Origin of the sequence: Porphyromonas miyakawae (assembly GCF_045865415.1) — a bacterium.
Taxonomy (GTDB): Bacteria; Bacteroidota; Bacteroidia; order Bacteroidales; family Porphyromonadaceae; genus Porphyromonas; species Porphyromonas miyakawae.
This window is the reverse complement of the sequence record NZ_BAAFSF010000001.1, coordinates 37,335-51,587: the sequence shown is the minus strand read 5'-3', so window position 1 is coordinate 51,587 and position 14,253 is coordinate 37,335. Positions and strand designations below refer to the sequence as shown.

The following is a 14,253-nucleotide window of genomic DNA, read 5'->3' as shown; positions in this document are numbered from 1 at the left end:
CCTATTGGTTAAGTATTTTCTTATCCCTTTCAATCGCTCCCCGAGTTATTTCTTCCGGAATAAAGTGCCAATTGGCTGCATCCGCTACATGGGTCACAGGCTGTTTGGAAAGCTTTTCCATAATGGCACTGCGTATATCTTTTGTGGTTGCCTTAATACGTCCGGGAAGCTCCTCTTTGGGAATGCCAGCCCCTCGGGTCAGGTGCCCGCCGCCCCCATTGCCTCGGTAGGAATTGACCGCTACCAAGTAGGTATGCGACAAGCTGAAAGCGGTGCCGTCAGAGAGAGACTGTATAACCACTCGGCTACCTGCCGGCTTTGTAACGTCTACTGTGTAGCGAATACCCCCTGCTGCGCTGAAGTTGAACGTTGGGTTTTGCGTAGGGAACCGCTCGCCCTGTTTATAGTCAGCCTTAAAAGCAAGTAAATGATCCGATGCAGTGTGCATTTGATTGACCCAAAGCCCATAGCTGTACTCCAAGTAATCTTTTATCTCTTGACCGGTCAACTCCATGGCGTAGAGACTATTCTCATAGGGGTAGAGCGCAAACATATCGGCGTAGGTAAGTGTACCGCTAGGGAGCTTAAGAGAGAGCGAGAGCGGAGCGGCAAAGCTAACCTTTGCTCCGGTTGCCTCCAGCTGTACCTCATGTATGAAGGACATATAAGCAGAGCTACCCCAGAGTGCATCACCCCCATTTAGTGGCGCATCTATAGCACCGACCGGCTGTTGCATCTCTTTTTCGAAGTGGTGGATCGCTGCTTCGAAATGCTTCATGAAGGCGCTATCCGGCTCATAGGCGTTTAGCTCTGTCAATTGAGGGGTTATGGTACGCTCGATCACCTGCTTTCCCTTTTTGCGAATAGTGATCGTTACGTCGCTCACACGCTGCAAACGGTTAGCCGGATTGATAAGTAGTACACTATCCCCCTGTGGGTTTTTTACCTGCGTAATGGCTGACTCGTGATCGTGCCCCATTAGTATGATGTCAATGCCGTTTATCTGCTCCGCAATTGCTTTTGAAGCATTTTCCTGTATATCGGCATTACGGTTCTGGAAGCCTGTGTGTGCAAGCAGAACGACCAAGTCGGGTTGCGCCTTTGCTTGTACTTCTTGCAGTGTGTGGGCTACGGCACTAATCGGTTCCTCAAAGCGCATTCCGGCATAGAGCGGCTCAGCGATCCACTCGGGTACAGCCGGTGTAATCACGCCTATTACCGCTATTTTCAATCCGTTCCGCTTAAATATCTTATAAGGTTGATAGTAGCTCTTACCGGTCTCTATTCGGGTTATATTGCAGCATAGGATGGGAAAGTCAGCTCTCGCCTCAAAAGCATCATATACCTCATGCCCGGCTTCAATATCGTGGTTGCCGAAGCACATGGCATCATAGCCCAAACGGTTGTATACTTCTGTAGCAAAGTGGGGGCCCTCCTTGTAGTGACTATTGTCATAGTAAATGAGCGGGGTACCCTGCAGTAGATCTCCCCCATCTAAAAGCAAGAGGTCCGGATTTTTTTGTCGTGCTTCATGTAGGAAAGTGGCTAAGCGAGCCGCTGAACCCCCTGTATCCTCTCCCGAGATAAAGTCAGTGGGGAAGAGCTCACCATGCACATCAGTCGTATGTATAATGCGCACTGTGTACTCCTTGGGGGCGCTACATCCGGTCACCCACATGAGTAGGCTTGCGGCACATATCAGAATAGAAAGGCGTCGTCTCATAGTTAGGATATTTTACTTCCGGGTGCGATAGCGTTGTCTACCAATACAACACGCAAAGCGCCATCCTTCCAATCCTCACTTGCTAAGATCATACCGCAGGATTCAATTCCCATCATCTTACGAGGAGGCAGGTTGGCGATAAAGAGCAACTTCTTGCCTATCAGCTCTTCAGGCTTGTAATACTCGGCTATGCCGCTCAGTATGGTGCGTTCGCCCTTACCATCATCCAAAGTAAAGCGGAGTAGTTTTTTGCTCTTGGCAACCTTTTCACAAGCTAATACCTGTCCTACTCGCAGATCGGCCTTGACAAAATCATCGAAGGCGCAGGATGCCGCAAAGTCCGGTGCCTTCTTGGCTGCCTGCTCGTTGAGGCGCTCTGTCTCGAGAAGTTTCTCTATCTGTGCTTGAATAGCTGCATCCTCAATTTTTTCAAAGAGCAGCTCCGCTTTGCCCAGCTTATGTCCCTCCTTCAAAAGATCGTGACGCCCCAAATGATCCCAACCCAATGCCTCTATTTGAAGCATGTGGAGCAGTCGCTTTGTAGAGAAGGGCAAGAAGGGAGCAAAAGCAATGCTCAGATTGGCGGTTAGCTGAAGGGCTACATTGAGTATAGTGGCTACACGCTGCTTATCTGTCTTGATTACCTTCCAAGGCTCTACATCTGCCAAGTATTTATTGCCTATTCTGGCGATCTGCATAGCCTCTTTGAGTGCTTCACGGAAGTGGAAATTCTCTAAGGCATTGTTCAGTTGAGGAATTACCTCGTCCATCTCGCTAAGTGCCGCTTCGTCTACCGGGGTGAGGGTACCGCAGGGCGGCACAACGCCTTCGAAGTATTTCTCCGTTAGTACGAGACTTCTGTTCACAAAGTTGCCGTAAACAGCCACTAACTCATTGTTGTTTCTCGATTGAAAGTCCTTCCACGTAAAGTCGTTGTCCTTCGTTTCAGGGGCATTAGCAGTTAATACGTAGCGCAATACATCTTGTTTGCCCTGGAAGTCCCGCAGGTATTCATGTAGCCAAACGGCCCAATTGCGGCTCGTAGAGATCTTTTTGCCCTCCAGGTTGAGGAATTCGTTGGCAGGTACATTGTCGGGTAGAATAAAGGATCCTTCTGCTTTAAGCATAGCCGGGAAGACGATGCAGTGAAAGACGATGTTGTCTTTACCGATAAAGTGTATCAAGCGGGTAGAAGGATCTTTCCACCACATTTCCCAATCATTGGGGCGTAACTCTTTGGTATTGCTGATATAGCCGATGGGCGCATCAAACCATACGTATAGCACCTTCCCTTCAGCCCCTTTTATCGGAATGGGTATTCCCCAGTCCAAGTCGCGGCTCACGGCACGAGGTTGCAACCCGGCATCCAGCCAGCTTTTGCATTGTCCGTAGACGTTACTTTTCCACTCTTTGTGCCCTTCGAGTATCCACTCTTTAAGCCATGGATCATATTCGTTGAGCGGTAGATACCAGTGCTTTGTTTTGCGCAGCTCGGGCTTAGCTCCACTCACGGCACTGTGCGGATTGATCAGATCAATGGCATTCAGCGAGGTACCGCATGCTTCGCACTGATCTCCGTAAGCGCCTTCGTTACCGCAATGTGGGCATGTGCCTACTATATAGCGGTCCGCCAAAAACATTTTCGCTTCCGGATCCCAGTACTGTTCGCTCTCCTGCTCTATAAACTTACCCTCTTCGTAGAGTTTCTTAAAAAAGTTGCTGGCCGTCTCGCTGTGTATATCACTTGTGGTACGTGAATAAATGTCAAAGTCAATCCCAAATTCTGCAAAAGACTCCTTGATTAATTTATGATAGCGATCCACAATCTCTTGGGGTGTAACGCCCTCTGCCTTTGCTTTTAGAGAAATAGGAACTCCATGCTCATCGCTACCGCCTATAAAAAGCACCTCTTCGCCTTTGGCGCGCTTGAAGCGCACGTATATATCCGCCGGCACATACACACCGGCTAAATGCCCAATATGTACCGGTCCATTGGCGTAGGGTAGGGCCGTGGTGACTAAAGTGCGTTGGAATGCTTGGGGGGTATTAGATTGATTTTTATTCGTGTCCATTTTCTTTCTTTTTCTATTTGGCTCTCAACAATGCCTAACAAAGATAACAGAAACTCGTCACACCGCATTTATACGGAGGGCCTCTTCTTATGATAATAGCCAAGTGAAGCACGAGATTAGATGAGTGATTTCATGGGGTGATCCACGCTCTCCCAAGCACCGGGAAAAATATCAGAACCTTTCGTTCAAAACATCAGTATCTTTCAAATGAAACATCAGAATCTTTCCGTCAAAAGATCAGAACCTTTTTTGCGTGCATAGTCAGTTGTTAAGAATCAGGCGAAACAGGGGGAAAAGAAAGGAATGTAACTACAGACTCTCTATTGCCTAATAAAGAGGGGAAAGCCCTCGCCACCAACCTTCCCCCCGTAGTATGTTCGCTAACACATTATCGAGAAGGTGATGTATTGGTGGCAAATATACGTCCCTATCTAAAGAAGGTCTGGCATGCGGATAAGGAAGGAGGATGTTCGTCTGATGTTCTTGTTTTTAGAGCGAAAGAAGGTTATAGAAGCTCTTTCCTCTATGCGGTCTTGCTACAAGATAGATTTTTCGAATATGCTATGAAAGGCGCAAAAGGGAGCAAAATGCCACGTGGTGATAAAGAGCAGATAATGAGATATGAATTACCGACATTCTCTCCTCAAGAGCAAGAGAATATCGGTAACTTCATTATTGGCGTCACAAATAAATTATGGCTCAATCGTGCGATAAATCATAATTTACGTGCAAGGCGAGAGCAGAGGAGAATTGTATTCTCACTATGCCGAGCCGATGCCGTAAATGGCGACGTTAGTCGCAATTTACCGACACCTGACCATTCATTAGAAGTGGCAGCAACTCGTCGCGCAGCTTAGTGAGTTGCTCTATTTGAGTTTTGTTTTTACTCATCTGTTTAATGATGGGATAAGTCTGATCGGCAAAAGACTTAAGCGCAGATGCATTAGGATATGGAATTTCCATTGATGCAATACTTGGAACTGTTAGCTGTTGCTGTATTGAACCATCTTTTTTAAATTTCAGACGATTAAAAATTTGATGTAGATAAACATCCCCTCCTATATCATTGGGGGTTACTGCAAGCAGCCTAATTATAGGGACATATCCAGCTTCTCGCATTACACAATATCCGATAGTTCCTCTAGCTGCAACTGTAATTCCTCGCTTAAGAATAGTTGGCTCTTTAGTATAACCATACAAGCCCTCATAGTCAGTTCCATTTGAATATATGGGAACTTGACAATCATTTGTTTTGTGCTTGGACCATACTTGAGGGCAATCTCCACCTGCTCTTATCAAAGCTATATCACCAACAAGCCTTTTAGGGAGCGTATTGATGTTCGATAAAAACCTGTAATCCATTATACCTGCAATCATCGCCTCTAAATTATGATTTATCGCACGATTGAGTTCAATCTTGCGGTTGAGATTATCTATGAAAAAAGAGGTTGCTCTTTGAATTTCGAATGTTGGGAAATCGAATTCTAAATTAGCTATATCTGAGGGTAGGAGAGCAGGATAGGACGATACTGCACCCTCTGCAATAGTTTGTAAATGCTCTGTCATGTCATCTTGAGTCAACATAGCATACAAGTATAACGGATCTATTGTACAATGGTATTCAGGCTTTACATCTATGGTAACAAAACCTGTTGATACTACTAGGTTTTCTTGAGGAAATGAAAGAATACCGTAATGTTTTTGATTGGGGCGAACCAAGGAGTACAATATTGTGTGGTGCCTTACTTGTCTCTGAGCTCTACTTGGGGCATCTAACAAACAGACGGATTGCACATTAGTAATCTGTCCTTTGATAAGATTACTTGTTTCTAAGTAGTCTATAAGTATATTTTCTGTTCGGCTTATAGTTTTTGCATTGAAAATACAAATATCTCCCAGCTTATATTTCTTCATTGCCATTTAGATTAAAAGGGAAGCTCATCATCAGAAATCGTCTCAGGCGTATTATCAATCGATGGATAATTAGATTTATAGAAGTTAAGTAGAAATAAACCAACAGTAGTTGTTGCATTGACGACAAAGTAAGCATACACAGCATCTTTAATCACTAAATCTCCATCTGTTTTCCCATGAAATTCCGTCTTGTTGCTACGTAAATCCTCTATCGCTTTCCCTGCATTTATTAGAGAACTGGATAAAGTCATTATCTCTTTTGGGAGGTTCCCACTACTTTGCAACCCGAAAGCTTTGCATATATTCCCAATGAGTTTTGTCAGGGTCCCTTTTTCGCTCCATGTTACATCTATCCTTGAATCCTTGAGAATCTCTTTGATAATACTTTCAAGGGCTGAATTTGCTAATCCAATTGCAAGGCTTGGATCAGTCTCTACATTTCTAAATGCCTTTTCAAATGTTAGACTTGCTGTTTCATAACTGGACTTTAATTCATTTTTGAAAGTTGGTATGCTCGGAATATAATCAGGGGTTTCTATCCCCAAATCAATTGCAATCTTCAGTAATGTTTCGCCATCAATATTATGGAGTGTCTTTATTGCATTGATTTTCTTCTTTTCCTCATCTCTATAATAGAACTGGAAGTTCTCCCAAAAATCATTCCACTCCAGTTTTTCTTGATGCCATTTACTTAAATACGCTTCAACATTTTCATAACTCTTGAATTGCTTAAATAAACTGTCATTTATCTTTTGAACAAGCTTCATTTGATATTTTGGAGAAATACTTTGATTCATAACAAATTCTTTAGTTCATCAATACTTGGCAGAGCTTTGCGCAGTTTCTCTGGCATTTCTGCCTAATTTGTGAATTGCGATTCACGAATTGGAACTTGCCTCAAAGATGATGTTCTCATTTTTGTATTTGTACTTTCTTCGTCAAAATCATCTTAGTCACCACAAGGGACTAAGTTAAAATGACTAAGATGAAGCTCTCACATACTTTTGATTTCTACTGTTGGGCTTTTCAGGTATTGTCATTTCAAGAAATCCATTCTCTATCAATGGGTCGATATATCGACTTTTGGCGTTATTACGGTGCTTTAGCCCCAAGTGCGCCATAATCTCCGTGAGACTTTTGGGTCGTTCACAGAAAGCCAACACCTCGTTCATCGTTTCTGTTGATTTGGTCACGGACTTAGTCACTTTTTCTCCGTCAGTGACTAAGTTAAGTGACAAAGATGGTTGTACCATTACTTCGAAAGCTGTAATTTTACCCACATTGAAGACTGGTTCTGGATTTCCGTTGTCTCTTAGCATGGTTTTGACACGCTGAATGCCTCGGTTGAACATATTAACGTATTTCATTCCACGCATAGCTTCTGCGATGATAGGGTTTCGATAATCGTTGACTGTAGGGAAGTTTTCGGGACGAGCTTCTCCATACAAGCCTCCTGCATTAAGAATTTCGATCCGATTACTGAACTGGTATATTCTGATAGGCATATTAGACTGATAGTCACGGTGCATGCAGGCGTTCATCAGCAACTCCCGAAGAGCTAACTCAGGGTAGTTAAACACAATCTGTTCTCGCAGTATACTCACAGGCATCGGACGTGCTGTGACGATAGCATCTTTCACAAAGCTTTCCAGCTTAGGCAGTATTGAACACAGACTGCCCCGAATCTGCCTTTCGTTAAGAATTTCACTTCCTGTGTCCTCTCCTTCGAAATGCACATATTGAACATAACAACCATGCAGGAAGAAAGAGGCATTTTTACCGAAAAGAATAATGGCAGCATTTGTAGGACAATCATTGGCAACGTCATAAAGATGGATTGCGGCCAATTGTTCTTGTAAAGACCGATTATCCGTCATTAGGATACCGGCATCTATTATCTGTGGAAGATATTCCTGCTTTATAAACTGGACATCAATATCCTTTAGGGATGAACCAAAACAAGGCATAGCATCGAATGTAGCCATATAAGATGTCCTTTTTTCCCAAAGCACTCTTTCTTCTGACTCTGTGGCAATGTCCCTGCGTGGACCTATTCGAATGAAGGTTCTTCCACGATAGCGCACTGGCGGAATCAAAGCGGGCGACACCTCTACGACAAGCAAATCGCCTTCGGCAAACTCAAACTTTTCTACAGACATAATCGGTAAAGGCAGTATATTGCCGTCAGAACGAAGCCCCGCTATTTTCTTCATCAAGGCATCATCTACCCTTAGCCCGGATAAAGTTCCATTGTCATAAGCACCCAAAATAAGATAACCTTTTTCCCGGCAGTTTGGTAAATCATTTGAAAATGCACAAATAGCCTCCTGAAACTTATCCATGTCGCCGGTAGAAATCGTACGTTCTATTCTGTAGGTCTCTGTGCTACGTAAAAGTTCAAGTACTTCATCTTTTGTTACCATATCCGTTACTGTATATTCTCATTGAATTTCAAGCTATCAAGCTGACGCATAATTTCTGCTTCCAATCGGTGGCTTTCGGCAAACTGTTCTGTAAGCGTCTGACGATAAGAATCCATACGAGCTGTGAACTCTTCCTCTGTAATATCTACGTAATCGATTTTAATGTCAAAATATTGACCGGCCGATAGAGAGTAGCCTTTCTCCTTGATCTCGTCGTAGGTTACAGCAACGGAGAAATCGTCAATAGACTTACGCTCACGAAATGTGGAAACGATTTGCTCTATTTCAAAATCACGCAATTTGATTGTTTCCTTCTTTATATTCTTCGCCTAACTTGCTGGCATCAATCAGCACCACCTTTTCGGCTGATGCCGACTTATCAAAAAACAATACCGAAACATTAGTGCCTGTGTTGGCAAACACATTACTTGGCATAGAGACGCATCCGTAGACCCAGTGCTTGTCGACGATCTTCTTGAGGATCCTCTTTTCGATCCCATTTTTGGCTGTAATAAAACCTGTTGGGATAACAATAGCTCCTTTGCCAGTATCTTTCAAAGAATTGATAACATGCTGAATAAAACAGGTGTAGATAGCCATTGATTCCTTTTTCTTGTCAGGGACATTGGGTACACCAGCCCAAAAACGCGCTGGTTGTGCAGCTATCTTTTCGCGTGTACCGGAGAAATCCATCTTAAAGGGAGGATTGCTCACAACAAAATCAAATTGACGTAAGCTCTGTCCATCATCGCTCTTGTGATAAGGAGACACGAGTGTATCGCCTTGGATGGCATAATCAAGTGAAGAAACAAGACCATTGAGAAGGAGGTTCAGCTTGAGCATCTTGTTGGAGCGCTGGGAAATATCTTGAGAGAAGATGGTACAGCGGTCTTCTCCTATCTGATGGCTAAGTGCCATAAGGAGTGTGCCGGTTCCAGCCGATGGGTCGTAACATTCCTGGCTATGCAAATCGGTATCATCGCCCACGAGCAAACGTGCCATAATGGTAGCAATAGCTTGTGGTGTGTAATATTCTGCGTATTTGCCACCACCTGCAGTGTTGTAGTCTTTGATAAGGTACTCAAAGATAGAGGCAAAGAAATCGTAATGCTTTACAAACGCATCTTCAAAAGAAAAATTCACCAATTTATCTACCAATGCACGTGCAAAGTCTGCACGATGAGCCGTGTCGGTAACAAAGTTTGTAAGGGTTTCAAAGAGGGGTATCTTCGTGTTATCGGTGGTCTGCGTAGAGAATATATCTGCATTCTTTTCGGCAATATCCGTCATTGTATTGTCGAAAATAGTATCAAAGTCGCCTTTTTTCTGCTGATTCCAAAGATTGGAAATAAGATGATAAGGTTCAAGAATAGGTACATCGGCACTCAATGAACTTTGTAACAATAGTCGTTCATCTTCCGTGAGTTCAGCGTATGCCGTTTCCCACTTTTCCGCTTCCTTTATTTTCTTGGAAATTTCGCTGCGTGCATTCTTTAATTCGTATCCAAACTTATCGTTAAGGAACTTATATAAGAAAACCTGCGTGATGATTTTATATTCGTTGCCATCGTTACCCATACCGTAATTGGCACAGGTGGCTTTCAGCTCGTCAATAAGACGTATAGTTGGTTCTTTAATATCCATTGTTATGAATGTCCGTAAGTTGCGTTATATTGATTGAGATATTGTTGGGCTACCCGCTCCTTGATGAACTTATAGTCGTCCATTTCGGGCTTTATCTGTGGAAACTGATACAAGCAACCGCTAATGAGCGACAGCACCGTGCGTGAGAAATAAGCGTCTTTTTTCAATATATCACTCTTGTCATACACTTTTGCATCAATATCTTCCTTGATTATTTTCAAGATAACCATTATTTCCTCATCCTTGAATGAGAACATCGGGGCTTTATGCTCTGTTTCTCTTTTCTTGTTCACCTCACGTATGCGCTTGTGTACACGTGCAAACTTTGCATCTCCATTATACTTTTTCAAGAGTGCATTGTTCCTTACTTGAATCTCCTGCAAACGCTTCATTACATCATCAAGAGCCTTGGTTTCTTCATTAAATTTCGCCACCGTATCAACAATAAATCCATGTTCTTTGAAACGCTGTGTAAATGCTTCTCTCAGTGTAACAAACTCGGGGTCGTCTTGGTCGAAATTATTGGTAAAAGCGGTAATGGTACGTTGCCATTTCTCCTTTAATGCTCCTGTCCCACCAATGATATGCAGTTCTTCTGAACCTATCTTTGAGAAATCAAATTCTATATCAAGCATAGCTTCATTGATGAGCAACCTTGTCTCATCGCCCAGCTGAAATGCCTCCTTTTGATTGATGAGACTGATGCGATGCTGTACCTCTGAGAGTAGATCGGGTAGTTTCTTTAATTCCAGCTTATAGAATAGCTTTCGCATATCTTCGTCTCCAAAGGTTCGAACCATATTGGCCATATCCTTTGCAGAAACTAACGCATGCTTGAGATCTAGAAGTACGGCTTTGTCCTCTAGAGTTGAGATCTCAGAGGAGAAGTCCTCTGCATTATCATACGAGTACTCAAACAGTGTCTGCCTGATATCTTTCATCCGCTCTAGGATCTCCTCTTTGCTTTCGAGTACTTGAGCAAATGTGTCTGTATTGCTCCCATCGCCGGTCTCTTTGACGTCATTAAATCGGTTGAGCTCTTGGAGATAAGCTTCGTTGGTCTCCTCAAAGTTTTGCTTAATATCTGCAAAGTCAATGAGGAAGCCATAACGCATATCTTTGTACGGGCGGTTTACTCGTGTGATGGCTTGGAGCAAATTGTGATCTCTCAGTTTGCGTCCGAAATAAAGTCGCTTCAATCGAGGCGCGTCAAAGCCTGTCAATAGCATGTTGAAGACGATAAGGAGGTCTATAGAATTATTCTTCTTAAAGTCCTTGATGATTTGCTTGCGAGTCTCTTTATCTTCATAGTCATGAAGTATCAAGCCTGCACGAAGCTGTGTGTCGGGGCTTATCTCCTTTTGTATACGATCAAAGTGAGCATACATTTTCTCTGCTTGACCACTTGTCTCGCAGATAATCATACCGCCTAAAGTCTCGTCTCCTTGTATCTTTCGGAAGTTCACTAAGTCGGTGATGATGTAGTGAAGCAGCTCATCTACATAATTGTCGTGCTCGATAATTTGTTTTTTCTTGATGTCTTTCTTCTCTACCAGCGTCTCGAGCTTTTCATGTACTGCCGTTAACCGCTCTCTGTATGATGTCTCAATATCCTCTCGGATAATTTTAAGCGTATACCCATCAGCTATAGAGCGATCGTAATAGTAGGTGTGTATGTAGTTTCCAAATATTTGGCACGATGCTCTCTCTTCTCCCAGCAAAGGCGTACCTGTCAAAGCGATTTTGATAGCATCTCTGTCAGCATCAAAAAGATTTGCAAGGAAGCAGCCTCCTGGGCGGTATCCTCTATGTGCTTCGTCAAGAATAAAAACACGTTGTAGATTGGTGGCATAGCTGTTTAGTGCAACTCTCTCATTGTCTTTCTCAAAGCGTTGAATATTCACCACCGTTATCTCAGCTTGTCCACTGGGACCTTGTTGAGCTTGGTTGGTTTGGAATTGTTGCATCAGTTCTTTTCTTGTGTTCGCTGTTGAGACAACCAAGCCACGAGCTTCAAACTCTTCTTTTGCTTGCTCTAACAGATCAATTCGATCTACGATAAAGTAAAAGCGAGCGACCTTATTCTGTCGAGCAAAGTAATCACTGAGGATATAGGTGAGATGAAATGCAAGTGCCGTCTTACCACTCCCTTGTGTATGCCAAATCAAGCCTGACTTAACACCTTCCGAGAGCTTTTGTGTGACGGCTTGGGCAGCAAATAGTTGCTGATAGCGCATAATATGCTTTTGATCCGTAGTCTCAATCTTTCCGTCTTCTTCTCGCTCCTTATGAACATAAGCAATCCCATATTTGAGTATGTAGAGCAGACGTGACGGACTGCACATCGAGGTTAATATGCGATTGGTGGGAGTATACAGACCTAGATTACTCTGATACTCTGGACTCGTGTGGATTACCTGGTTATTGTAATCGGCTAAGATTCTTTTTTCCTCGTCAGCATTTTTATCGAGATATGGGTATGCAGCGTGAAAAGGGGCTACATCCAATCCTGACGGGTTTTCTTCTCTAAAGCAATTGAATGGTGTAGCATCTCTTGCTCCTGTACAGTAAAACGCACCCTGCACAGGCACAATACCGTCTAGGGTGTCGTACTCCATATTATTGGAGAAGATCATCAACTGAGTGATGTTGACGAACCTACGAAACTTCTTATTTGGGAAGCGCTCTCTAATCATTCGATTGCTCTCTGCGACCATGCCCCCATGGTTGTTGGGCTTTTTGACCTCAACAAAGCAAAGAGGCAAACCATTAACAAACAGAGTTATATCGGGCCGAAACTCGTCATCTCCATTCTTACAGGTAAACTCTGCTGTAAAATGAAAGGTGTTATTCTCTGGATTGTCAAAGTCGATGAGCCTTATCGGAGAGACTGATCTCAGACGCTTATAGAAACCTCGTCCCAAATCATCATCGTTGAGTTCTTTGCGAATTTCTCTCAGTGTTTCTTTGTACGCCCCCGCATTCTCAGGATTAAGTTTCTCAAACTGACTCTGAAATACTTCTAGCAAGATATTGGTATCTGCATCATAGACGGCTCCAGCGTCTTTCTCTTGTATTTTGCCAAAATATTGGTATCCTAAACGGGTTAGATGCACCATTGCCGGCATCTGTACTCGAGTGGATTCATTGAAGTTTCCCATAGTATTCTACTTCTTTAATGTAGGTCTTAACAAATCACGAATATCTACTTCCAATACCTCGGCAACCTTGACAAGATTATCAAGAGAGGGCTGTACTTTATTTGAACACCAGCGTGATACTGTATTCTCTGTATGTCCCACTTGATTAGCTAACCATTTGCCCGAAACCTGCTTTTCCGCTAATACGGATTTAATCCGATATATTGCTTTCATCTGTAGATTTTCTTTCATTAATTGTTAAAAGTATCACACACGAAATTAAGCATTTAATGCCATAACTCCAAGCAAATAAGGATATTATAACTGCACAATGATATTTTTCTTCTTTTGAATGTTTTTCGTTGGCAATAATGTGCCTTTGCAACATAGAATGACGTGTTCTTTGAAGCACTGCAGAATGAAGATAGGTAAAGAAACTCGCTCGTTTCCAAGTCGTAACCTTTTCACTCTTTACACTTTCTTATTCTATTGATTATCTGAAAGATACACACTTCTTGAATCTTTTGCGGGCATTTTCAGCGTTTAGTCTGAACTTACAATTACCTACGGTCAAATGAGTAAGCCATAGGGGATTTCGGTTAAGAGTTGGGTAAGTCAAGATTTGGTATGGTCCAGAAGTGGATTTTAACTCAAGTCAAAATTGACCAAAGTCAAAACTGAGTCAAGTCTTAACCAGACTCAAAACTTAGCTCAGAAAGTCAAAAGCTAATTTCCAATCGCCCCTAAGTGGGTGGCATCAATTCTTGATATTGGCAAGGTGTGTCTTTGTACCACAAATTGCCATTTGTACCACAAAGACCCTTGCCCGAAGGGGGGTAAATCACTCCGAAGTCGTGATTAAAGAAAAAAGAAAGCTATGAATAAGGAAAGAGAACTTTCAAAACAGCCGGAAACAACCAACAAGCCTCGCTGGGACAACTGGCACGTACGCTTGCCCAACCCGAAAGACCAGCAACGGGCGATTGATTTGTTCCATAAATCAGGTGCGGAAACGAAGTCCGACTTCGTGCGGGCATGGATATTGGGAGAGCATTTCAAGGTGATAACGGGACTGAGTTCACACACTTCAAGTCCATAGAGCGGGCACTCAAGATCCCTGTATTCTTTGCTAAACCTTATTGCTCTGCTGACAAACCGCACATTGAAAATATCAATGGATTGATTCGACAATACATCCCTAAAGGAAAATCATTTGACGAAATCTCTGACGATGAAATCAAACAAATTCAGAATCAACTAAACAACAGACCGCACAAAAAACTAGGCTATAAAACTCCCTATGAAGTTTTTTTCCTACATTCGTAGCTATGTTGCAC

At 43.0% G+C, this 14,253-nt stretch carries 8 protein-coding genes and 3 pseudogenes; 3 read left to right on the top strand and 8 right to left on the bottom strand.

What is annotated here, in order from left to right; genetic code table 11:
* Position 1 precedes the first annotated feature (1 nt).
* Together ACLWMH_RS00180 and metG are read right to left on the bottom strand one after the other, a co-directional pair.
* Complete coding sequence (locus ACLWMH_RS00180) at positions 2 to 1,723, bottom strand: bifunctional metallophosphatase/5'-nucleotidase (RefSeq protein WP_411914759.1); 1,722 nt, start codon at positions 1,721 to 1,723, stop codon at positions 2 to 4.
* A gap of 2 nt (positions 1,724 to 1,725) precedes the next feature.
* On the bottom strand, positions 1,726 to 3,795 hold the full coding sequence (gene metG / locus ACLWMH_RS00175; RefSeq protein ID WP_411914758.1) for a methionine--tRNA ligase: 2,070 nt from the start codon (positions 3,793 to 3,795) through the stop codon (positions 1,726 to 1,728).
* Between the two features lie 323 nt (positions 3,796 to 4,118).
* On the opposite strand from metG, the gene ACLWMH_RS00170 reads away from it, so the two are divergent.
* Positions 4,119 to 4,652, top strand: a complete 534-nt coding sequence (locus ACLWMH_RS00170) for a restriction endonuclease subunit S domain-containing protein (RefSeq protein WP_411914757.1) — start codon at positions 4,119 to 4,121, stop codon at positions 4,650 to 4,652.
* On the opposite strand, the gene ACLWMH_RS00165 is transcribed toward ACLWMH_RS00170, so the two are convergent.
* The 6 genes and pseudogenes from ACLWMH_RS00165 to ACLWMH_RS00140 form a co-directional block, all read right to left on the bottom strand.
* On the bottom strand, positions 4,588 to 5,709 hold the full coding sequence (locus ACLWMH_RS00165) for a restriction endonuclease subunit S (protein ID WP_411914756.1): 1,122 nt from the start codon (positions 5,707 to 5,709) through the stop codon (positions 4,588 to 4,590). The genes ACLWMH_RS00170 and ACLWMH_RS00165 overlap by 65 nt on opposite strands.
* Positions 5,710 to 5,720: 11 nt before the next feature.
* Positions 5,721 to 6,506, bottom strand: a complete 786-nt coding sequence (locus tag ACLWMH_RS00160) for an abortive infection family protein (protein WP_411914755.1) — start codon at positions 6,504 to 6,506, stop codon at positions 5,721 to 5,723.
* 183 nt (positions 6,507 to 6,689) lie between these two features.
* Complete coding sequence (locus ACLWMH_RS00155; protein WP_411914754.1) at positions 6,690 to 8,132, bottom strand: Fic family protein; 1,443 nt, start codon at positions 8,130 to 8,132, stop codon at positions 6,690 to 6,692.
* Between the two features lie 5 nt (positions 8,133 to 8,137).
* Positions 8,138 to 9,776: pseudogene (locus ACLWMH_RS00150) on the bottom strand (N-6 DNA methylase).
* Between the two features lie 2 nt (positions 9,777 to 9,778).
* Positions 9,779 to 12,937, bottom strand: coding sequence for a type I restriction endonuclease subunit R (locus ACLWMH_RS00145; protein ID WP_411914753.1), 3,159 nt, complete (start codon positions 12,935 to 12,937; stop codon positions 9,779 to 9,781).
* A 6-nt stretch (positions 12,938 to 12,943) separates the two neighbouring features.
* On the bottom strand, positions 12,944 to 13,150 hold the full coding sequence (locus tag ACLWMH_RS00140; protein WP_411914752.1) for a helix-turn-helix domain-containing protein: 207 nt from the start codon (positions 13,148 to 13,150) through the stop codon (positions 12,944 to 12,946).
* Between the two features lie 643 nt (positions 13,151 to 13,793).
* On the opposite strand from ACLWMH_RS00140, the pseudogene ACLWMH_RS00135 reads away from it, so the two are divergent.
* Both ACLWMH_RS00135 and ACLWMH_RS00130 read left to right on the top strand, forming a co-directional pair.
* A pseudogene (locus ACLWMH_RS00135) lies at positions 13,794 to 13,985 on the top strand (plasmid mobilization protein); the annotation flags it as partial.
* Positions 13,979 to 14,242 (top strand): annotated as a pseudogene (locus ACLWMH_RS00130) (IS30 family transposase); the annotation flags it as partial. The pseudogenes ACLWMH_RS00135 and ACLWMH_RS00130, both read left to right, overlap by 7 nt.
* Between the last annotated feature and the right edge of the window lie 11 nt (positions 14,243 to 14,253).

Excerpts from the sequence above, each read along its gene's own strand:
- ACLWMH_RS00180 (WP_411914759.1), bottom strand. The coding sequence starts at position 1,723 with ATGAGACGACGCCTTTCTATTCTGATATGTGCCGCAAGCCTACTCATG.
- metG (WP_411914758.1), bottom strand. The coding sequence starts at position 3,795 with ATGGACACGAATAAAAATCAATCTAATACCCCCCAAGCATTCCAACGC.
- ACLWMH_RS00165 (WP_411914756.1), bottom strand. The coding sequence starts at position 5,709 with ATGAAGAAATATAAGCTGGGAGATATTTGTATTTTCAATGCAAAAACT.
- ACLWMH_RS00160 (WP_411914755.1), bottom strand. The coding sequence starts at position 6,506 with ATGAATCAAAGTATTTCTCCAAAATATCAAATGAAGCTTGTTCAAAAG.
- ACLWMH_RS00155 (WP_411914754.1), bottom strand. The coding sequence starts at position 8,132 with ATGGTAACAAAAGATGAAGTACTTGAACTTTTACGTAGCACAGAGACC.
- ACLWMH_RS00145 (WP_411914753.1), bottom strand. The coding sequence starts at position 12,937 with ATGGGAAACTTCAATGAATCCACTCGAGTACAGATGCCGGCAATGGTG.
- ACLWMH_RS00140 (WP_411914752.1), bottom strand. The coding sequence starts at position 13,150 with ATGAAAGCAATATATCGGATTAAATCCGTATTAGCGGAAAAGCAGGTT.